The sequence below is a fragment of the Kitasatospora sp. NPDC001603 genome (genome assembly GCF_040298365.1).
Classification (GTDB): domain Bacteria; phylum Actinomycetota; class Actinomycetes; order Streptomycetales; family Streptomycetaceae; genus Kitasatospora.
In genome coordinates this window covers 122604-142613 of the sequence record NZ_JBEPAA010000005.1, presented here as the reverse complement: position 1 = coordinate 142613, position 20010 = coordinate 122604, and the positions used below count along the sequence as shown (strand labels likewise).

Below are 20010 nucleotides of genomic sequence, written 5' to 3'. Positions count from 1 at the left end.
CGCCGCCGGATCACCCGCTCGCACCACTCGGGGTGACAGCCCGGACACCTTCCGCCATCGACACTGCTCAGTGGCGGTATCGTGGCCGCGCCCAACACGTGTGAAGGAGATCGGCATGGCAACTGGCAAGGTCAAGTGGTTCAACGCGGAGAAGGGCTTCGGCTTCATCGCCCAGGACGACGGCGGCCCGGACGTCTTCGTGCACTTCTCCGCCATCCAGACCACCGGCTTCAAGGAGCTCTACGAGAACGACGTGGTCGAGTACGACGTCACCCAGGGACCCAAGGGCCCCCAGGCGGAGAACGTCGTCAAGGTCTGACCGGAGCTGAACCACCGTGCCGGCACCCCGCCCAGGGATGCCGGCATCAGCCCGCTCCCGGCCCGCTCGTGGCCCGCTCCCGACCCAGCCTCCCGGCCCGCTCGTGGCCGAAAGGCCGCCGGGCCGGTTTCAAACGGCGTTCGAATACTCCGGGGTGATCGTTAGACTGCCGGGGTGAAGCTGACCGCAGACCGGATCATCGACGCCGGAATGGCCGTGTTCGCCGAGTCCGGCTACCACGGCCTCTCCATGCGGCGGGTGGCGGAGCGGCTCGACGCGCACGCCGGAAGCCTCTACTACCACGTGCCCAACAAGGCCGCGTTACTGCAGCTGATGGCCGACCGGGTGGCCCGCCAGGCGTATGACGCGGGCACCGAGGCACTCGCCGCACTGGACGCCTCCAGCGGCTGGCAGGCCCGGGTGACGGCGCAGACCGTCGCCCTGCGCCGGAGCATCCGGCAGCACCCCGGCGGGGCGATCATGTTCGCCGACAGCCCGAAGACGCTCAGCCCCGGCGCGCTGTCCGTGATGGAACGGCTGCTCGACACCCTCGCGGCGGCGGGCGTCCCGGCGGAGCAGTGCGGCACCGCCGCCGACACCGTGCTCAGCCACGTGACCGGCTACGTCCTCCAGGAGCAGAGCGAATCGCCGGTCGTACCGCCCGACCCGGAGGCCGTCGCCGCCCTGCACCGGCGCTTTCCCCGCACCGTCGCCGCGGCCGTCCACGACCAGGACGGGCAGTTCGCCCGCAGTCTGGAGCTGATCTGCGCCGGTATCGCCACGCTGCTCCCGCCCGCCGAACGGCCCTGACCGCCCGAGGTGACGGGCCCTCAGGCGGCGCCGGACGGCTCCGGCAGCGGGGCCCGTCCGGCGCACCCCACCACGCCGCACCCCGACGACGCACCCCGGCGACGCCACGCCCCAACCACGCCGCACCCCGACGACGCCGCACCCCGGAGCGCGCACGGCAGGGCGGCCTGACCCGATGGACGGCCGTGCCCCGGCAGACCGGCACGGCGGCCTGCCGATGGCCACCGCCGCCACCATGGCCGAGCTGCCGGGCGAGGAGGTGCCGGTGGGCTCCATCGACAAGGTCACCCGCTTCCGGCCCGCCCAGGTGCCCCCCGCGGGCCGCCGGACCGGACCGGCCACCGGCGCGAATGGCCCCATACCCTGACGGACCGTCGGGCCGGGGCCGGACGGACGGCCCGCGTTCACCGGAGCACCCTCCCCGCGTCACCCGCGGTCAGGAAGGGGTTTCATCCCTTCATCGATACCGTCAGGTTCCGGTAAAGGCGTTACGTCCCCGTATCGGCGCGGGCTGCCACGCGCGCCCCGTGCGCCGCTCCGCGGAACTGGCCCCACTCCGGTGCGGCACTAGGACAGGACCTGACCCAGATGGCTCCTACCTTGGTTCTCGGCAACGGAGAACGAACGACGAAGGCGGACACCATGACCGACACCACCACCGCGACCACGCCCGAGCAGGCCGCGGCGGCCGCCGCCGGCGGGGAGCGGGCGGAGCTGCTGGAGGCGCTGGGCAAGCAGCGGCACTTCCTCCGCTTCACCACCCGTGACCTCACCGACGAGCAGGCCGGGCGCCGGACCACCGTCAGCGAGCTCTGCCTGGGCGGTCTGATCAAGCACGTCGCGAGCGTCGAGCGCGCCTGGACGGCCTTCATCCTGGAAGGGCCCTCGGCGATGGGCGACTTCACCACCATGACCGAGGCCGACTGGGAGCGGCGGAACAACGACTTCCGGCTGCTGCCCGGCGAGACGCTGGCCGGTGTGCTGGAGGACTACGCCGAGGCGGCCCGCCGCACGGACGAGCTGGTCGCCGTCCTGCCCGACCTGGACGCCTCGCAGCCGCTGCCGAAGGCTCCCTGGTTCGAGGCCTCCGCACGCTGGTCGGCGCGCCGCGTCCTGCTGCACCTGATCGCCGAGACCGCGCAGCACGCCGGCCACGCGGACATCCTCCGCGAGGCCCTGGACGGCTCCAAGAGCATGGGCTGACGGGCGCCCCGCCGGGCCCGGAAACGCCGGTGTCCCCCGCGTCTCGACGCGGGGGACACCGTGCGGCCCCGGGGACCGGTCAGCGCTTGACCGCGACTCCGGCGTAGGCGGGGGCCGCCTCCTGCCAGCGTGGCGGGAGCTCCGCCCGCGGCCGCCAGAGCGGCAGTTGGACCAGGCCGGGGTCGACCAGCTCGAAGTCGCCGAAGAACTCCCGGACCTCCTCCTGGGCCCGCAGGACCAGCGGCGAGCTCGCGCGGCTGTAGACCTCGGTGGTCTCGGCGGCCGCCCGGGCGGTCATGAAGTCCTGGGTGCCGTGCGAGAGGATCAGCATGCTGCCCGGCGCCAGCGCGTCCCGCAGCCGGGCCACCGTCTCGGCGGCGCCCTCCTCGTCCCGGACGAAGTGCAGCACCGCCACCAGCATCAGCGCCACCGGCCGGGAGAGGTCGAGCGCCTCCTTCAGGCCCGGATCCCCCAGTATCGCCTCCGGGTCCCGCAGGTCCGCGTGCAGGACGCTGGTGTGACCGGCCGGGTGGTAGGCCAGCAGGGCGCGGGCGTGCGTGAGCACGATCGGGTCGTTGTCGACGTAGACCACCCGGGCGTCCGGAGCCACCCGGTGGGCGACCTCCGCGGTACTGCCCACGGCCGGGATCCCGGTACCGATGTCCAGGAACTGGCGGACGCCCCGGCCGACGGCGAACTCCACCGCGCGCCCGAGGAACTCACGGTTGATCCGGGCCCCGAGCCGGGCGTCGGGCATGGCCGCGATGACCTTCTCGGCGGCCTCCCGGTCGGCCGGGAAGTTGTCCTTCCCGCCGAGGTAGTAGTCGTACATCCGGGCCGGGTGCGGGGTGCCGGTGTTCAGCTCCGCCGGCGGCTGCCACTCCCCCGCCGCCACCGGCCCCGACCAGCCGGTCATCGCATCGTCCCGCATGAAATCCCCACTCGTCCTGACAGCAAGTCATCTCATCCTAAGCACACCGGGAATCCCCCACCCCGCCCCGGCCGCGCGACCGGCCCGGCGGCCCCGGTCGCCCGCACGGTGCTCACGGCCCTGACGCGCGCCCGCGTCAGGGCCGTTCGGCTTGGAGGCCGAGAGCCTGTCGACGGTGTGTCGACTCATGGAACGCTCCTTCGGGCCGGCCGGGAAACCCGGTGTCGGCGCAGGCGGGAATCGAGGGCGGCGCCGAGCACGCCGGGGGCGAGCGGACGCCTGACAAGTAATCAGAACCAAACGGATTTCAACGTCATGTGAAATGTCACATGCCTTGGCATCCTCCCGTCAAGAGCTCCGTCACGCCGAGATCAACCTGTGACTCGACGCGGCGCGCAAGGGGTTATCCCGCGCCGCGCCCCGCCGAGTGACCGTCACAAACGATTTTGGGCAAGGCACTTGAGGACGGCCAGCACGTGTGCTTCTCTTTGCTGCGTTGCTTTCTGTTGAGACTTTCGAACAGAAACGAACGGCAGCGGACTGCCGATCCCCCACCCCCCTCGCGCACCCTGGAGCGCCCCATGCGGATACCCCTGCGCCGAGCCGTGCCCCGAGCACTGAGCCGCGCGCTGCCCCGTGCGCTCGTCGCGCTGTCCCTCGCGGCGACCGGGCTCGGCACCGTCGTCCTCGGGACGGCCGCCCCCGCGGCGGCCCTGGACAACGGCCTCGCCCTCACCCCGCCGATGGGCTGGAACTCCTGGAACACCCTGGGCACCGGAGTGACCCAGGAGGAGGTCCTCCAGACCATCGACTTCATGGCCGCCAACGGGCTGGTCCAGGCCGGCTACGACACCGTCACCATCGACGACGGCTGGTCGCTCGGCCACCGCGACGGCCAGACCACCGACCTGGTGAAGACCGCCTACGGCGCGATGCAGCTCTACGACGCCAACCGCAACCCCACCAGCGGGACGGACGGCACCGGATTCGACCTGACCACCGGCCACCTCGTCCCCGATCCGGCCCGCTACCCCGCGCACACCGTCAACGGGCAGACCCTGAACGGGATCCAGTACCTGTCCTGGTACGCCCACAGCAAGGGCATGAAGTTCGGCCTCTACGCCACGGACACCTACACGACCTGCCAGGGCCGGCCCGGCAGCCTGGGGCACGAGGCCACCGACGCCGCCGACTTCGTCGCCTGGGGCGTGGACTTCGTCAAGTACGACGACTGCCCCTACGGACCGCAGATCATCGGGCCCGACGGCCACAACTACTGGACCCAGGGCGAGGGGAGGGAGCTGACCCGGTCGATCTACGCCCGGGTGCGCGACTTCCAGCAGGCGCTCGACGCCGCCTCCCGGGCCCAGGGCCGCCCGCGGGTGACCCTCAGCGTCTCCGCGCAGCCGGTGCACAGCGGGGTCCCCTACCTCCTCGCCGGTGACGACCCGGCCCGCACCGACCCGGTGGTGGTCGCGGCCGGCACCCCCGCGTTCGAGGCCCCCGGCTACGCCCCGACCGGGGTCTGGTGCGGACAGGTGGCCAACCTCTGCCGGATCGGCGGCGACCGCGGTCCGGACCTGGAGGGCGTGCTCTACGACGGCCAGCTGCAGACCGCCCTGAAGTACCCGGGCAACGTGCGGCCGGGCAGCTGGAACGACCTGGACATGATGTTCGCCGGCTGGCAGAACCCGTACGGCGTGTACGGCGTCACCGACACCTGCCCCTGCCACAAGCCGATGTCCGTGACCGAGTCGCGCGGCGAGATGTCGATCCTCGCCATGCTGGCCTCCCCGCTCATCTCCGGCGCGGACCTGCGCACCGCCGCGGACTCCCGGCACACCCGGGACGGCCTCACCTGGTCCACCGGCATCACCGCCGAGCAGCTCGCCGTCTACAAGAACGCCGATGTCATCGCGATCGACCAGGACCGGCTGACCAGGCCCGCCACCCTGGTCGGCGCCCCGCCCGCCGGCAGCACCGCCCCGATCGTCCTCAAGCGGCAGCTCGCCGACGGCGACACCGCCGTCCTGCTGGTCAACCAGGACCCGGCGGGCTACCGGAACGTCTCCACCACGCTCGCCGAACTCGGCCTGACCGGCCCCGGCTACTCGGCCAAGGACCTCTGGACCGGCGCCACCGGCAACGTCACCGGCGCGCTCGGCGCCCAGGTCGAGCCGCACGGCGTCGTCCTGTACCGCCTCAAGCCGCTGCCGGGCACCGGGCCGGCCGCGGTCATCGGCGACGGCCGCTACCACGGCATCAGCGCCGGCGGCACCGGCGGCCAGGCCCTGGAGGTCCAGGGCACCTGCAGCGCCCCCGACGGCTCCCCCACCGACATCAACACCTGGTGGAGCTGGCACACCTCCGAGCAGTGGAACTTCGCGCCGAACCCGGACGGCACGGTGCGCATCACCGACAACTGCTACACCGACACGCAGCGCCACGGCACGCTGACCGGCGCCGCCGCCGGTCAGCCCGCCCGGGTCCGGAACGCCTGGGACCCCGCCGACCCGGCCCAGAAGTGGCGCGTCGTCCAGAGCACCGCGACCGGCGCGCTGACCATCACCAACGTCGCCACCGGTCTCGTCCTCTCCGCGCCGCAGACCGCCGCGACCTCCCCGGTCGTGACCGGCCCGCCCGACGGATCGTTGGTCGGGCAGTCCTGGAGCCTGCTCTCCTGACGCGCCGTCCGCCGGAGACTCCCCCGTCTCCCGGCTCCGGCGCAGCGCCGGAGCCGGGGCCCCGTCCCACCCGACACCCCTTCTCTGGAGGACCCTTGCGCTCCCCCGGCACCGCACCACCGCGCCGCACCGCACGGTCGCGTCGCACGGAACTGCCGCGCCGCATGGCCTCGGCGCTGACCGCCCTGACCCTGTTCACCGGTGGCGGCGCCCTCGCCGTCGGCCTCGAACTCGCCACCGCACCACCCGCGCTCGCCCTGGACAACGGCCTCAACCTGACGCCGCAGATGGGCTTCAACAACTGGAACTCCACGCACTGCGGTGCCCAGTTCGACGAAGCCATGATCAAGGGCATCGCCGACCTCTTCGTCAGCAAGGGCCTGAAGGCGGCCGGCTACCAGTACGTCAACCTCGACGACTGCTGGGCGCAGCCGCAGCGCGACGGCGCGGGCGACCTCGTCCCCGACCCGGTCCGCTTCCCGCACGGCATCAAGGCGCTCGCCGACTACGTCCACGGCAAGGGGCTCAAGTTCGGCCTCTACTCCAGCGCGGGCGACCACACCTGCGACGTCAACGGCTTCCCCGGCGGGCTCGGCCACGAGCAGCAGGACGCCCGGCTCTGGGCCTCCTGGGGAGTGGACTACCTCAAGTACGACAACTGCCACAACCAGGGCGTCGACGCCCGGACCCGCTACCGGGCGATGGGCGACGCGCTGAAGGCGACCGGCCGCCCGATCCTCTACAGCATCTGCGAGTGGGGCAGCACCGGCCCGTGGGAGTGGGCCCCGCCGGTCGGCAACTCCTGGCGCACCACCGGCGACATCGACGACACCTGGGACAGCATGATCGCCATCGCCCAGGCCAACCAGGGCCTGGCCGACTACGCCAAGCCCGGGGCCTTCAACGACCCCGACATGCTGGAGGTCGGCAACGGCGGCATGACCGCGACGGAGTACCGCACCCACTTCAGCCTCTGGGCCGAGATGGCCGCGCCCCTGATGATCGGCACCGATCTGCGCACCGCCTCCCCGGAGACCCTGGCCATACTGACCAACACCGATGTGATCGCGGTCGACCAGGACCCGCTCGGCCGGCAGGGCTCGGTGGTCTCCAGCGAGAACGGTCTGGTGGTGATGTCCAAGCCCCTGGCGGACGGCGGCCGGGCGGTCACCCTGACCAACGAGGGCTCCTACGACGCCACCATCACCGCGACCGCACGGACCCTCGGCATCGCCGGAGCGAAGACCTACAAGGTCAAGGACCTCTGGTCGAAGAAGTCCAGCACGGGCGACGGGACCGTCAGCGCCGTCGTGCCGGGGCACGGGACCGCGATGTTCCGGGTCACCCCGGGCTCGCCCGTCCCCCCGCCCACCGGGGTCACCCAGCTGAGCGACCTCCCGTTCGGCACCGCCACCAACCAGTGGGGACCGGTCGAGCGGGACCGCAGCAACGGCGACATCCGGCCCGCTGACGGCCACACCCTCACCATCCGCGGCGCCGCGTACGCCAAGGGCCTGGGCGTGCACGCGCCCAGCGAGGTCGGCGTCCACCTCGGGGGCGCCTGCCGGAACCTGGTCACCGACGTCGGGATCGACGACGAGACCTACGGCAACGGCTCGGTCAGGTTCCAGATCTTCAGGGACGCCGCCCTGGCCGCCGACAGCGGGCCGATGACCGGCAAGGACCCCGCCAGACACCTCACCGCCGACCTCACCGGCGCCACCACCGTCCGTCTGGTGGTCACCGACGCCAACGACGGCACCAGCTACGACCACGCCGACTGGGCGGGCCCGCGGCTCGCCTGCGGCAGCGGTCCGGCCGCCGGTGCCCACCAGCTCTCCGACCTCGCCTGGGCCTCCGCCGGCAACAGCTGGGGCCCGGTCGAGAAGGACATGAGCAACGGCGAGAACCGGGCCCGGGACGGACGGACCATCACCATCGCGGGCACCACGTACGCCAAGGGTCTGGGCGTCAACGCGCTCAGCCAGGTGGTCTACTTCCTCGGCGGCTCCTGCACCTCGCTCACCACCGACGTGGGGGTGGACGCCGAGGCGAGCGGCCGCGCGAGCGTCTCGTTCGAGATCTACAAGGACGCCGTCAAGGTCGCCGACAGCGGCCTGATGACCGTGACGTCGGCCCCCAGGCACCTCACCGCCGACCTGACGGGCGCCGAGGAACTGCGCCTCGTGGTCACCGACGGCGGCGACGGCACCATCAGCGACCACGCCGACTGGGCGGGCCCCGTCCTCAGCTGCTGAACCACCCGCACGGCTCGAAGGCGCGGCGCCGGACCTGGTCCGGCGCCGCGCCCGGGCCGTTCCCCCGCCGGGAGCACCGGCCGACCCCGTGCCGGGAGCGCCGGGGCGGGTGTCACGGGAGCCGGTCGGGGTCGGAGGCCGGCAGGTCGGACGGCTGCCACTCGATCATCATGATGGTGGCGTCGTCGGTCAGCGTGCTGTCCTGGTTCTCCAGGAGGGCGTGGATGAGACGGCGCAGCGCCTCGGGGGCCGCCTCGCCGGCCGCGGTGGCGCGGATGACGAAGTCGGCGAAGCGCTCCAGCCCGAACATCTCGTGGTTGGTGCCCTTGGCCTCGATGACGCCGTCGGTGTAGAGGAGGATCCGGTCGCCCGGCCGGAGCGAGAAGGTGTGCACGGCGCGCGGACCGCCCGACAGACCCGACAGCCCCAGCGGTGGCTCGGCGGTACGGGTCAGGGCGTCCGCGACGACCTCGTGGCCCCGGATCAGCAGCGGGGGCGGGTGGCCGCAGTTGGACCAGTGCAGGGTGCCGGTGGCGAGGTCGAGCCGGGCGAAGATGCCGGTGGCGAAGCGGTCCGGGAACCAGCGCTGCAGGGCGTCGTCGATGGTGTCCACGAGGTCCGGGAGGTCGGCGCCGTTGCGACGGGCGTTGCGGCAGGCCGCCAGGGCGACCGCGGCGGTCAGACCGGAGGCGAGGTCGTGCCCCATCGCGTCCAGCACGGCGGCGTGCAGGACGCCGGCGGCCAGCGAGTGGTCGAAGGCGTCACCGCCGAGGTCGTAGGCGGGCTCCAGGACGGCGGTCGAGATGACCTGGCCGTTGCAGACGGTCCGCAGGGGGAGGAAGGCCCGCAGCATCTCGGCCGGCAGGCTCATCGTCTCCACCCGCGTCCCCCGGGCGTAGCTGTCGCTGGTGTCGCGCTTCGAGGTGATCACCATCGCCAGCATCGCGGCGAGGAGCCGGCAGCGGCGCACCGCGGCGTTGTCGAGCGCGGCGGTCCGCACGCCCAGGACGCCGAGCCGCTCGGCGCCGTCGACCAGCGGGAACCAGGCGAGCAGCTTGCCGTCGTCGCTCTCCGCCACCCGCAGCCCCCCGGTGCGGTACGTCCAGCCGGCCAGCGTGCCTTCGATCGGGAGGGCGGCACCGCCGCCGAGGGCGAACAGGTGGTTCTGCTGGATGTCGGCCAGGTACACGGTACTCACGCCGATGCCGAGGGTCTGGGCGTACTGCTGGGCCAGTACCGGGACGTCGGCCGGGTCGAGCGTGCGTCGCGTGGTGAGGAACTGTTCCATCAGCTGCTCACCCAGGTTGAGCGGCAGGGTCTCGTCGGTCATCGCTCCAGCCGAGCCGGGCCGGACCGCGCCGTCCAGCCGACGCGGAGGGAACCGGGCCGGAGTCACCCGCACGTGGGCCGCGCGGTCGGCCGGACGGTGGACCGGGACCGTCCCCGGCACGCCGGGGGGGGCGAACCGGGGGGCGGTCAGGCGGGGTGCCCCGCGTCGATGTCGGTGACGTCGCGGAAGGTGAGCGGCGCACCGTCCGCGGTGGTCCGGGTGTCGACGGGGTCGAGGAGGAAGCCGGTGTGGTCGCCGCCGTCGGTCCGGGCGTGGACGCGGCCGGCGAAGTGGGCCGCCGCGTCCGCCAGGACGGGCGCCCCGCCCGGGCCCGGCGTCCAGCGGACGTCCGCGAACTTGTCGGTGTCGTCGCCGGTGCGCCCGCCGAACAGCTCGGCGAGGTCGTGGCGGTGCCGGGGCAGCAGGTGGACCACCAGGAACTCCGCGCGCGACGCGACGGCGTGGGTGTGGTTCGCCTTGGAGATCCACACCGCGAAGCGCACCGGCCGGATCGAGCACTGACCGGCGAAGCCGACCAGGCACCCGGCGCGCTCCCGGCCGACGGCCGTGGTGACGACGTACACCGGGTAGTCCAGCAGGGCGGCGAAGGCGTCGAAGTCGGGCATGGGTGTCGCTCCTTCCGTGCGGAGGCCGCGGTGGCGGCGGCGGGGTGCGTCCGGTCCTTCGCTGCCCGCTCCCGCGGCCGCCATTCCCGGGCGGCCGTTCGTCGGGCCCTCGCACGCGCGCCCCCGGCCGAAACCTACGTCGGTCGGTCCGGCGGCGCCCGCCGGGAGGACGGCGGCCCTCAGCGGCGGTGGCGGCCGGTGGGGCGCCGGGAGGTGAACGCCGGCCGCGAGGCCGGGAGGAAGAGGCGGGCCACCTCTCCCCCGAGGTTGACGCCGATGGCCAGGGCCATCGCGGTGGCGCACGCCCGGCCGACCCAGCTGCACCCGGCCTCGGGCCGGCCCTGGACGAAGGCGAGCATGCCGAAGTACAGCACCGAGCCGGGCATCAGCGGCCCGAGCGCCGCCGTGACGTGCGGCAGCGCGGACATCGCCCGGTAGCGGGCCATCAGCTGGCCGAACAGGCCGACCAGCCCGGCGGCGAGCCCGGTGGCCACGATCGGCTCGACGCGGGCGCCCGCCAGGACGGCGTAGGTGGTCCAGCCGACGGCGCTGTTGAGGACGACCGGGGCCAGGGTGGCCCGGTCGGTGCGCAGCAGGACGGCGAAGGTCAGTGCCAGCAGCATCGCGGCCGCGAGTTGGAGCGGCGGGTTCACCGTGCTGCCCGGCGCCCCGTCGGGGGTCAGGTCGGCGTCGTTGCTGACGCCCAGGTACAGCACCGTCATGACGCCGATCACGATGCCGGCCATCAGGTACAGCACTTCGAGCAGCCGGGCGGCCGCGGTGAGGTAGAAGCCGGTCAGGCCGTCCTGGGCCGCGGCCACCAGCGGGCGGCCCGGCAGCAGGGCGAACAGCCCGCCGGTGATGACCACGGAGCCGCGCAGGTGGAGCCCGTTCAGCGACAGCAGGCTGCCGATCGTCGCGGCCGGCGTCGCGGCGGCCACGAAGCCGTAGAACTCGGGCAGGTCGTGGCGGGCGACCAGGGCGGCCAGCCGGTCACCGGTCAGGGCGGCGACGAAGGCGGTCCCGAAGACCAGCCAGGCCCGGCCGTCGGCCCGGCCGCCGACCAGCAGGGTCGCGGAGCCGGCCAGCAGCCCCGAGGCGAGGACGAGGAGCCAGCCCGGGTACGGGGGCCGGCGGCCGAGCAGGACGGTCAGCCGGTGCCGGGCGTCCTCGGCCGCCACCTCGCCCGCCGTGATGGCGGTGACCAGGCGGAAGACGGCGGCGAGCCGGGTGTAGTCGCTGGCCGGACGGCGGACCGCCCGTTCGGCCGTCAGCGGCGCGACGTCCGGCGTCGGCTGGTAGGAGATCGCCACCAGGGTGTAGGTCACCTGCGGCTCGCAGGGGTACACGCGGTAGGCGTGGGCGACGCCCAGCATCGCGCCCTCCACGTCCTCCGCGGACTCGCCGCTGGCGAGCAGCGCCTCGCCCACCCGCAGGGCGAGGTCCAGGACGCCCGACGCCTCCGCCGGGCCGGGCCGCTGCCGCGCTTCTCCGCCGGCCGCGAGCGGGCGTTCGGCCATCGGCATGCGCACCAGTGGCCGCATCCGGTCCGGCCAGGGCGTGTCCCCGCGACCGGCGCGCCCCGGGACGCTTTCCCCGTCGGCGGGCGGCCGGGGGGCGACCAGCCCGCCGCGGGCGTCCTCGGGCCCGGGGCCGCCCGGCGCCGCCGGGTGCGGGGCGGGGGTCGCGCCCGGCTCCGGCCCGGGGTCGCCGGCGTCGGGCCGCCGGCCCGGGTGACCTTGCTCCGACACCGCCGCTCCTCATCGTCGTGCCGCGCACCGGAGCGGTCACCTGCGGCGGGGTGGCCGCTCGGCGGCGGTGCGGGACCATCACGTTCCACTACGGATGGTCATGACCCTGCTACCCAAAGTGACCTGCGGGGGAACGCCCAGGGCGGCGCGCGGGCCGCTGCCCGGCGTTCGGCCGGTCCCGTACGCTCGGCCGACCGGGTGGCCCCGCCGCCTGCGGAGCACGGCCGGCCCGCCGTCGAGAAATCCGCTGGCGGGCCCGCTCCCCCATTGGCGATCATCGGCGGTATGAACGATCAACCCGTGCGATGGACCCAGGCGACCGTCTACCCCGACATGTGGGTCGATCCGGACAACGACCCGCGCAACGGCGACGGACCCGCGCCGGACGGCGAACTCGCGACGCTGATGGGCTACCTGGCGGACTACCGTGCGACCCTGCTGATGAAGTGCGAGGGCCTGGAGCCGGAGCAGCTCGCCCGCCGGTCGGTCCCGCCGTCGACGATGTCGCTGCTCGGCCTGGTCCGCCACCTCGCCGAGGTCGAACGGGACTGGCGGAACTGGCTGGACGACGCCGAGCCGCTGCCCAAGCTGTACGGCAGGCGTGACGCGGACTTCGACGACGTGGTCGGCGAACGGTCCGCCGTCGACGCCGCGTACGCCGACCTGGCGCGTGAGCAGGCGGCGACCGACGCCGCGCTGGCCGGGCACCCCGACCTCGGCGCGCGCCTGGAGAAGGACGGGATCGCCGTCCGGGAGCTGCTGGTGCACCGGATCGAGGAGTACGCCCGGCACTGCGGGCACGCCGACCTGCTGCGCGAGTGCGTCGACGGCCGGGTGGGCCAGTAGCGCCCCCTCCTACCGAAGCCCGGGGCCCCCGCCGACACGCGCGCGGGCGTCTGCCTGGGGGGCGACGCCAGACTCCTGGCCGCGGGAGCGTCCGGGTCGGCGCCTTCACCGGGAACATGACGGACAAGCTGGTGATGATCCACGGCGACCTGCGCGCCGGCGTGACGGTGCTGTCCGCCGAGTTCGCCCCGGAGCTCGTCGGTGGGGCGCCGCACGGCCCGGTGATCGCGCCCCCGTACCTCGACGGCTACGCCCAGGACATCGACCCGGCCGCCGTCCTGGTCCCCGAGGTCCTCCGCACGGAGGCGGATGACGGCCCGGACGAGTACCGCGGCTTCGACGCCCCGGAGGTCCACGGCGGCCGGCTGCTGCGCCACATCGAGGAGGGCCTCCCGATCACCCTGCCCCGGTGAACCCGGCGGGGGTGCGGCCGGGCCGTCCGGGCAGCCTGGGCTGCCCCTTTGGCGCTCGTCCCACGGGGGGTAAACCCCCGCATCAATCGGAGGCCATCCGCAGCGCGCCGCCATGGAATCGCAGGCGATGATCGATCCCACGACACGGTAGGCGAGTTGAGGGGTCATAGACATGGCACGGCATCACCAGCACATCGGCCGACGGGGGCTACTGGCCGCGGCGGCCGTCGCGATCGGAGCGGTCCTCGCTCCGGTCGCGGCCCAGGCGGCGCCGGCGGCATCGGCGGCACCGCCCGTCGAAGCGGCCGGGACGAGCGGTGTGGTCCGCGCGCTGGACCGGGCGGCCCACCCGCTGCGCTCGACCGAACCGGGCCGCGGCACGGCCGACCTGCGCGCCCTGGGGGCGATGATCGGCGACGCGAAGGTGGTCGGGCTCGGCGAGGCCACCCACGGCTCCCACGAGTTCTTCGCCATGAAGGAGCGGGTCTTCCGCCACCTCGTCGAGGAGAAGGGCTTCACCACCTTCGCCCTCGAACTCAGTTGGTCCGCCGGGCTCCGGATCGACGACTACCTGCAGACCGGCCGGGGCGGCGACGCCCGCAGCGTCGCCAAGGCGGCCCTGGCCGACTCCCCGTGGGACCGCGAGGAGTTCGTCAGCCTCATCGAGTGGATGCGCGACTACAACCGCCACCACCCGGACCGCACCGTCCACTTCATGGGCGACGACATCGGCGCGCCCTCGCTCGACGACGCGTTCTTCGCCCGGATCACCGACTACGTGCGGCGGACCGACCCGCAGGCCCTCGCCCGGCTCGACGCGTTCTACACCGGGCTGCGCCCGATCGACGACGTCTTCGCCTACCTGGGCCGGCCGCTCGCCGAGCGCCGGCGACTCGCCGCGCAGGCCCAGCAGGCCCTCGACCTGGTCGGCGGTCTGCGGGGCAGCGACCCGGAAGCCGCCGCCTGGGCCGAGCAGAACGCCCGCTCGGTCGCCCAGACCGCCACCTTCCTCTCCCTCGATCCCGGGGACGCCACGACGCTGCCCGAGTTCGAACGCTTCCGGGACGAGGTGATGGCGCAGAACGTCATCTGGTGGCAGCGGCGCACCGGCGGGAAGGTGCTGCTGTCCGCCCACAACGACCACGTCGGCCGCCTCGCCGGCGACCCGGCGCTGTACCCCAGGACGCAGGGCGCCTACCTGAACGACACGATGGGCCGCGACTACCTGCCGGTCGGCTTCACCTTCTACCAGGGATCGCTCCTCTCCAAGGACGCCGCCCTGGGCGGCCCCTGGAAGACGTTCACCGCGGGGCCGCCCACCTCGGACCTGAGCGAGTACACCCTCGACCAGGTCCGCTACCGGGACTTCTACCTGGACGTCCGCACCGCCCCGGCCGCGGCCAGGGCCTGGCTGAGCGGCACCCGGCCCGTCCGCACCTACGGCACGCAGTACCCGTACCCGCCCGGGAACGTCGCGCTCGGCACGTCCTTCGACGTCCTGGTCCACCTCCACGACATCCGGGAGGCCGACCGGACGCCGTAGGTCCGGGGCCGGCCGGGCCGGCTACTTGCTCCGGACGCTGCCCAGCGGCTCGGGGTCCGCCCCGAGGGCGGTGAGCGCCGCCTGCCAGTCGGCGTCGTCGGCCTGGAGGGTGCTGCGGAGGAAGGCCGTGGTGAGCCGCCGGATCAGGGCGACCCGCGCGGGGCTCTCGTCGGTCGTCTCGGCGACCTCGTACCCGACGATTCCACCGAGCGAATGCTCCGCGCCGAACAGGGTGAGCAGGCTCTTGCGGCCCGGGCTGTGGGTGTAGGGGTCGGTGAACCAGTCCGGGCCGCGGGTGGACAGGTGGGACTGGTCGCGGTCCCCGGCGACCACGAGGGCCGGTGTGGTCATGGCCTCGAAGGACGGCTTCAGGAAGGGCAGGTGCTCGGCGGCGAACGGGGTCAGGTCGTCGCCCAGACCGGCCGCCGCCAGCAGGACGCCCGCCTTCACCCGGGGATCGGCCATGGACGCGCCGGGAACGCCGTCGGCGTCCAGGACGCGCGCGCCGAGCAGCGCGCTCGCCGTCTGGGCGCCCCAGGAGTGGCCGGCCACGGCGACCCGGCCGCGGTCGACGCGCCCGCCGAGGCCCGGCACGGCGGCTTCCAGGACGTCGAGCCCGTCCAGCACGCGCGTGAGGTCCTCGACGCGCAGGCGCCAGATCCGCGGGGTGCGCGGGTCGTCGGCCGGGATGCCGAGGGTGCGGGAGTCCAGGTGGGTGGGCTGCAGGACGACGAAGCCGTGGGCGGCCCAGTAGTCCGCGAGCGGGGCGTAGCCGTCCATCGACCAGCCGAAGCCGTGCGAGAAGACGACCACCGGCAGGCCGCGGCCGGTCGCCGGGGCGGACACCCGGACCTGGAGGTCCTCGCCGCGGCCCGGGGCGGGCAGAACGACCGGCTTGGCGGAGAGCACCGTGGCGGGTGCGTCGGTGCTGTGGGGGACTGACATGGAGGGGCCTTCCGTTCGGGTTCGCTGCGCAGGTGGCTTCGGTGGGCCCGGCGGCGGGTGGCACCGCGGGGCCGGGAATCGGCGATCGTGGGCGCTCCGCCGTCCGGTGGAGACGGGACAGCCGGTGGACGGCATGGTCGGTGGCCCCGTGTTCTGCCATCATGGCCGAAACGGAACCTCGCTCCGCAAACGATACGGAACAGCGTTCCGCTTTACAAGCGTCGGTCACCGACCGTCGGTCACCGACCGAGAGCCATCGATCGTCGGTCATCGACCGTCGGTCATCGATCGAGAGCCATCGATCGTCAGTCGTCGATCGTCAGTCGTCGACCAGGTCCGTCACGGCCCGGGTCGGTCATGGGAGGAGTGCCGTGGTGAACGACAGCGACCAGGGCGCGGAGAGCGCAGCCGGGTCCAGGCGAAAGGACGCCCGGCGCAACCAGCAGGCCCTGCTGGACGCGGCCGCCGCGGCCTTCGTCACCTCGGGGGTCGAGGCGCCGGTGCGCGACATCGCGGCCGCCGCCGGCGTCGGGATCGGTACCATCTACCGCCACTTCCCCACCCGGGCGGACCTCGTCATCGCGGTCTACCGCCACCAGGTCGAGGCGTGCGCCGAGGCCGGCCCCGCCCTGCTGGCGAGCAGCCCGTCACCGCACGCGGCGCTCGCGCGGTGGGCCGGCCTCTTCGTCGACTTCCTGGTCACCAAGCACGGCCTGGCCGCCGCGATGCAGACCGACAGCGCCGGCTTCGAGACCCTGCACGCCTACTTCCTCGACCGCCTCCTGCCGGTGTGCACCCTGCTCCTCGACGCCGCGGCCGCCGCCGGCGAGACCGACTCCGACCTCACCGCGTACCAACTCATGCGCGGCATCGGCAACCTCTGCATCGGCGCCGACAGCGACCCCCGCTACGACGCGCGCCCGCTGGCCGCGCTCCTCGTCGCCGGCCTGCGCCGCCGGCCCTGAGGGGCCGCCCGCCCCCGCTCCCCACGCCCGACGACCGCGCCTCCCGCCACTGGCCGGGAGGCGCGGTCGTCGGCACCGGTCAGTAGCCGACGGTGAAGCGGCGCTGCACGAAGCGCGGCAGCTCCGCCTCGTCGACCAGGGCGACGGCGGCGTCCTCCGCCGAGATCCGGCTGCGCCCGTCCGCGTCGACCACCGGCTGGTCGCCACCGATCCGGAACCGGCCGGTGCGCTCGCCGGGGGCGATGTCCTGCGCGGGGCTGAAGTACGTCCAGAGCCGATTGGACTGGCGCAGGACGTTCAGGGCGTCCCGGCCTCCGCGCACGGAGGCGGCGTACTCCTCCGGGAGTCCGAGTGCGGCGAGGATCCCGTGCAGGCGCTCGTCGGAGTCGGCCAGCACCAGCCCCGGCTCGATCTCCAGGCTGCCCGCTCCGCCGATGACGATCAGCCTGGTCCGGGGGTGACTCTCCAGGGCCTTCACCAGGGCCCGCGCGGCGGTGGCGTAGACCGTCGGGTCGGCGATCGAGCGGCGCACGGTGTCCGCGATGTCGCGGGCGCCGTTCCCGGGCTGGAACCCGCTGATCAGCACGTCCAGGCCGGGCAGGACGTCGGCGACGCCGGCCGCGTCGAGGACGTCGACGCTCTTCCAGGTGACGTTCGCCCGGGCCTCCTCGATCCGGGTGGCGTCCCGGCTGAAGGCGGTGACGTGGTGCCCCCGGCCGAGGGCTTCGGCGACGACGCGGCTGCCGATGGTGCCCGTGGCCCCGATCACTCCGATGTGCATGGCTCTCCCCTGTCTCATGCTGCGGCCCGGCTCATGCTGCTGCCTCGTGCTGCCGCACTTGCGAACGCCGGTTGTTCACGGCGTAGCAAAACTATACGGCGTGCAGTTTTGATATGGCAACCAGCACGGAGACGCTGTAGAGCCGCGCGGTAGAGTGACGGCGTGGCAAGCACAGACGCGGGAGAGACCGGCACCGGAACCCCTGACACGACGACCGCGGGCGCGGGACGGACCACGGGGCGCCGCGAGCGGCTGCGGGCCGAGACCACCGCCGAGATCAAGAAGGTCGCGCTGGAGCTGATGGCATCGGGCGGCCCCGACGCGATCACGCTGCGGGCCATCGCCCGCGAGATGGGCATGACGGCCAACGCCATCTACGGGTACTTCGCCACCCGCGACGACCTGGTCACCACGCTGATCGACAACGTCTACAGCTCACTGGCCGACGCCGTGGAGGCCGCTTGGGCGGCCGCCCCCACCGGGGACCCGGCGGCCCGGATCCGGGCCTGGGCCGACGCCTTCCGGGACTGGGCCCTGGCCAACCCCGAGGGCTTCCGCCTCGTCTACGGCGACCCCGTCCCCGGCTACCGGCCCCCCGAGGGCGGCGCCGCCCCGGACGCCGCCCACCGGGTCTGCACCGGCATCACCGCACTCGCGGCCGAGGCCTGGCCGTACGCCGAACCCCGGTACTCCGACAGCGAGTTCGCGTGGTCCGACTTCGACCCCGGCCTGCTCGACAAGGTCCGCCCGGCCTTCCCCGACCTGCCCCCCGCCGCCGTGGCACTCGCCCTGCGGACCTGGAGCCACCTGCACGGCCTGGTGTCACTGGAGATCTACGGCCACCTGCGGACCCAGACCCTCAGCCCCGGGAAACTCTTCCGCGAGGAACTGACCCAGCTCGTCCGCTCCCTGGGCATCCCCCCGCGGGGGTGACCCTCACGGGTCGCGGCACCGCTCCGCCCCACCGATCCGCACCAGAGGACAGGACTCCACCCGGTGGACGACGGGAACCACGACGGGCTCGGCACCTACTGGGACCCGCTGCCCACCGCCCGGCGACTGCTCACCGACCAGCCGCACCTGGACCGGTTCAGCGGCCACTGGGACGAGCGCAACTGGCGCAACGTCCCGGGCCCGTTCTACGGCGCCGACACCGACAGCCTGCAACTGGGCCGCCGCGACGCACCCTTCCACCTCGCCCACGACGACGACCACGGCCCGTTCTCCGGCCGGGAGTTCGTCTACCGCCAACCGGTCGGCGCGGCACAGACGCGAGACCTGCTGGACGGCTGCGCCCTCGGTCACGGCGGCTTCGCGATGGACGGCGACGACCACTGGACCGTCCCGGCCGTGCGCGAGTGGTGGCAGGAGCGCGGGCGGGTACGCGAATGGGCCGTCGAAGCGGCCGACCGCTGGTCGCGCGCGCGTGGCGAGCACCGCGAGCACTACCGGGACGCCGCCGGCGGCCTGCGCGACTACATCGCCCACCTCGACCACGGTCTGGAGGAGTACCTGCGCGGCTACCTCCTCTGGCTCGCCGAGCGCCGCCCGCGCCGCCCAGGCGAGTCGCTGCCCCTTCTGGAGCGGCCCCGGCCCGGTGCGACCCTGCCCCCGACCGTCGGCACGGCACCGACACCCGCACCCGCACCCGCACCCGGGGCAGGAGCCACGGCCGGGGAGCCGGTGCTCGCCAGCTACTTCGTGGCGGTCCCCGAACCGGTGACCGGCTCGGGCCTGCCCCGGACGAAGCTGCTGACCACGGCGTCCGACTGCCTGATCGACCGGCTGCCGCAGGACGGCTGCTGGTTCCCCACCGCGCAGGACGCCCTGGCAGCCTGTGCACCGCTCGACGTACCGGCGGCGGCCCGGCTCTACGCCCTGCTGGTACCGGCCGGCCATGCCGCCGCCCTCGCCACCGACATCCGCGCGGCAGACGGCCACGAACCGGTCCTGCTCGCACGACTCGACGGCCGAGCCGACGACCCCGACGACCCGGCCACACCCGAGCGCGGGCACCAACTCGGCTGGGAGGTGCTCGGCTACGACCACGGCCTGCTGCACAGCTGGCTCTGCAACGACCTGTACCGGGAAGCCGTGCACGCCCTCGGCGTCGACACCGACGACCGCGGACTGCTCTCCGGCCGGGAAGCGGCCGAGCGCGTCGCCACCTGGGCCAACGGCCTCGGCGACACCAAACCCGTCACCTGGTTCCCGGCCGCCCTCGTCGAATGGAACGCCCCGATCGAGACCCACTTCGAGCCGATCACGACCGAAGCACCCCGCCCGCCCCGGCCGTGGTGGCACCGCTTCACTGCCGGATGAAAGCACTCGGCCCGGTCTGGGTACTGCTGCTCCGCTCCCCGGGGATGGCCGGTGCCGACGGCGCGGGCGAACTCCGGTGGGTGGGTGGCATTTCGCTGGTACTGCGTCACCGCCGAATTACTGTGCGTTCCGCCGGGAGTGGATATGACGCCCAGTCATCGGAATGTCACGCATTTCCCCGAACGGATACCGGACCCTCTTCTACGGGCGGCCGGCGGTAGTCGGTTCATCACGCATCGCTTTCGCTCCGCCAGGCAATTGCCGGGCGGAGCGCGGTCCGCCG

The 20010-nt window shown here is 73.7% G+C and carries 17 protein-coding genes and 2 pseudogenes; 13 read left to right on the top strand and 6 right to left on the bottom strand.

All coding sequences use genetic code 11. The annotated features are described in order from the left end of the window. Positions 1-115 precede the first annotated feature (115 nt). From ABT263_RS05685 to ABT263_RS05670, 4 genes are all read left to right on the top strand, one after another. Positions 116-319, top strand: coding sequence for a cold-shock protein (locus tag ABT263_RS05685; RefSeq protein ID WP_329485672.1), 204 nt, complete (start codon positions 116-118; stop codon positions 317-319). Positions 320-493: 174 nt separating this feature from the next. After that, positions 494-1129, top strand: a complete 636-nt coding sequence (locus ABT263_RS05680; RefSeq protein WP_352287941.1) for a TetR/AcrR family transcriptional regulator — start codon at positions 494-496, stop codon at positions 1127-1129. 175 nt (positions 1130-1304) lie between these two features. Next, on the top strand, positions 1305-1496 hold the full coding sequence (locus ABT263_RS05675; RefSeq protein ID WP_352287939.1) for a hypothetical protein: 192 nt from the start codon (positions 1305-1307) through the stop codon (positions 1494-1496). A gap of 275 nt (positions 1497-1771) precedes the next feature. Beyond that, on the top strand, positions 1772-2332 hold the full coding sequence (locus ABT263_RS05670; protein WP_352287936.1) for a DinB family protein: 561 nt from the start codon (positions 1772-1774) through the stop codon (positions 2330-2332). A 79-nt stretch (positions 2333-2411) separates the two neighbouring features. Here the strand turns inward: ABT263_RS05670 and ABT263_RS05665 are convergent, their stop codons facing one another. After that, positions 2412-3263, bottom strand: a complete 852-nt coding sequence (locus tag ABT263_RS05665) for an SAM-dependent methyltransferase (RefSeq protein ID WP_352287934.1) — start codon at positions 3261-3263, stop codon at positions 2412-2414. A 581-nt stretch (positions 3264-3844) separates the two neighbouring features. Between ABT263_RS05665 and ABT263_RS05660 the strand changes: the two genes are divergently transcribed. The 3 genes and pseudogenes from ABT263_RS05660 to ABT263_RS38875 all read left to right on the top strand — a co-directional run. Further along, on the top strand, positions 3845-5947 hold the full coding sequence (locus ABT263_RS05660; RefSeq protein WP_352287932.1) for an alpha-galactosidase: 2103 nt from the start codon (positions 3845-3847) through the stop codon (positions 5945-5947). A 164-nt stretch (positions 5948-6111) separates the two neighbouring features. Beyond that, a pseudogene (locus ABT263_RS05655) lies at positions 6112-7752 on the top strand (NPCBM/NEW2 domain-containing protein); the annotation flags it as partial. An 84-nt stretch (positions 7753-7836) separates the two neighbouring features. Then, positions 7837-8205: pseudogene (locus ABT263_RS38875) on the top strand (NPCBM/NEW2 domain-containing protein); the annotation flags it as partial. Between the two features lie 112 nt (positions 8206-8317). Here the strand turns inward: ABT263_RS38875 and ABT263_RS05650 are convergent. From ABT263_RS05650 to ABT263_RS05640, 3 genes are all read right to left on the bottom strand, one after another. Further along, positions 8318-9535 (bottom strand): PP2C family protein-serine/threonine phosphatase, encoded by a 1218-nt coding sequence (locus ABT263_RS05650; RefSeq protein ID WP_352287928.1) that lies wholly within the window; start codon positions 9533-9535, stop codon positions 8318-8320. A 146-nt stretch (positions 9536-9681) separates the two neighbouring features. Next, positions 9682-10161: a flavin reductase family protein gene (locus ABT263_RS05645; RefSeq protein WP_352287926.1), complete on the bottom strand. Its 480-nt coding sequence runs from the start codon at positions 10159-10161 to the stop codon at positions 9682-9684. Positions 10162-10340: 179 nt separating this feature from the next. After that, positions 10341-11912, bottom strand: a complete 1572-nt coding sequence (locus ABT263_RS05640) for a threonine/serine exporter family protein (RefSeq protein ID WP_352287923.1) — start codon at positions 11910-11912, stop codon at positions 10341-10343. A 285-nt stretch (positions 11913-12197) separates the two neighbouring features. Here ABT263_RS05640 and ABT263_RS05635 point away from each other — a divergent pair, with 285 nt between their 5' ends. From ABT263_RS05635 to ABT263_RS05625, 3 genes are all read left to right on the top strand, one after another. Beyond that, entirely contained in the window at positions 12198-12758 is a 561-nt protein-coding gene (locus tag ABT263_RS05635; protein WP_352287921.1) for a DinB family protein, read from the top strand. A 116-nt stretch (positions 12759-12874) separates the two neighbouring features. Next, positions 12875-13171, top strand: coding sequence for a hypothetical protein (locus ABT263_RS05630; protein ID WP_352287918.1), 297 nt, complete (start codon positions 12875-12877; stop codon positions 13169-13171). A gap of 172 nt (positions 13172-13343) precedes the next feature. After that, positions 13344-14714, top strand: coding sequence for an erythromycin esterase family protein (locus tag ABT263_RS05625; protein ID WP_352287915.1), 1371 nt, complete (start codon positions 13344-13346; stop codon positions 14712-14714). A gap of 21 nt (positions 14715-14735) precedes the next feature. On the opposite strand, the gene ABT263_RS05620 is transcribed toward ABT263_RS05625, so the two are convergent. Next, complete coding sequence (locus ABT263_RS05620; protein WP_352287912.1) at positions 14736-15659, bottom strand: alpha/beta hydrolase family protein; 924 nt, start codon at positions 15657-15659, stop codon at positions 14736-14738. A gap of 374 nt (positions 15660-16033) precedes the next feature. Between ABT263_RS05620 and ABT263_RS05615 the strand changes: the two genes are divergently transcribed. Further along, positions 16034-16624, top strand: a complete 591-nt coding sequence (locus ABT263_RS05615) for a TetR/AcrR family transcriptional regulator (RefSeq protein ID WP_352287909.1) — start codon at positions 16034-16036, stop codon at positions 16622-16624. Positions 16625-16703: 79 nt separating this feature from the next. On the opposite strand, the gene ABT263_RS05610 is transcribed toward ABT263_RS05615, so the two are convergent. After that, entirely contained in the window at positions 16704-17405 is a 702-nt protein-coding gene (locus ABT263_RS05610) for an NAD(P)-dependent oxidoreductase (RefSeq protein ID WP_352287906.1), read from the bottom strand. Between the two features lie 162 nt (positions 17406-17567). Here ABT263_RS05610 and ABT263_RS05605 point away from each other — a divergent pair, with 162 nt between their 5' ends. After that, positions 17568-18338, top strand: coding sequence for a TetR/AcrR family transcriptional regulator (locus ABT263_RS05605; protein ID WP_502885759.1), 771 nt, complete (start codon positions 17568-17570; stop codon positions 18336-18338). Between the two features lie 63 nt (positions 18339-18401). Continuing rightward, complete coding sequence (locus ABT263_RS05600; RefSeq protein ID WP_352287903.1) at positions 18402-19727, top strand: hypothetical protein; 1326 nt, start codon at positions 18402-18404, stop codon at positions 19725-19727. Positions 19728-20010: the final 283 nt, after the last annotated feature.

What these genes read in the sequence shown, in the direction of transcription:
- ABT263_RS05685 (WP_329485672.1), top strand. Translation starts at nt 116, where the DNA reads ATGGCAACTGGCAAGGTCAAGTGGTTCAACGCGGAGAAGGGCTTCGGC.
- ABT263_RS05675 (WP_352287939.1), top strand. Translation starts at nt 1,305, where the DNA reads ATGGACGGCCGTGCCCCGGCAGACCGGCACGGCGGCCTGCCGATGGCC.
- ABT263_RS05670 (WP_352287936.1), top strand. Translation starts at nt 1,772, where the DNA reads ATGACCGACACCACCACCGCGACCACGCCCGAGCAGGCCGCGGCGGCC.
- ABT263_RS05665 (WP_352287934.1), bottom strand. Translation starts at nt 3,263, where the DNA reads ATGCGGGACGATGCGATGACCGGCTGGTCGGGGCCGGTGGCGGCGGGG.
- ABT263_RS05660 (WP_352287932.1), top strand. Translation starts at nt 3,845, where the DNA reads ATGCGGATACCCCTGCGCCGAGCCGTGCCCCGAGCACTGAGCCGCGCG.
- ABT263_RS05650 (WP_352287928.1), bottom strand. Translation starts at nt 9,535, where the DNA reads ATGACCGACGAGACCCTGCCGCTCAACCTGGGTGAGCAGCTGATGGAA.
- ABT263_RS05645 (WP_352287926.1), bottom strand. Translation starts at nt 10,161, where the DNA reads ATGCCCGACTTCGACGCCTTCGCCGCCCTGCTGGACTACCCGGTGTAC.
- ABT263_RS05635 (WP_352287921.1), top strand. Translation starts at nt 12,198, where the DNA reads ATGAACGATCAACCCGTGCGATGGACCCAGGCGACCGTCTACCCCGAC.
- ABT263_RS05630 (WP_352287918.1), top strand. Translation starts at nt 12,875, where the DNA reads ATGACGGACAAGCTGGTGATGATCCACGGCGACCTGCGCGCCGGCGTG.
- ABT263_RS05625 (WP_352287915.1), top strand. Translation starts at nt 13,344, where the DNA reads ATGGCACGGCATCACCAGCACATCGGCCGACGGGGGCTACTGGCCGCG.
- ABT263_RS05620 (WP_352287912.1), bottom strand. Translation starts at nt 15,659, where the DNA reads ATGTCAGTCCCCCACAGCACCGACGCACCCGCCACGGTGCTCTCCGCC.
- ABT263_RS05610 (WP_352287906.1), bottom strand. Translation starts at nt 17,405, where the DNA reads ATGCACATCGGAGTGATCGGGGCCACGGGCACCATCGGCAGCCGCGTC.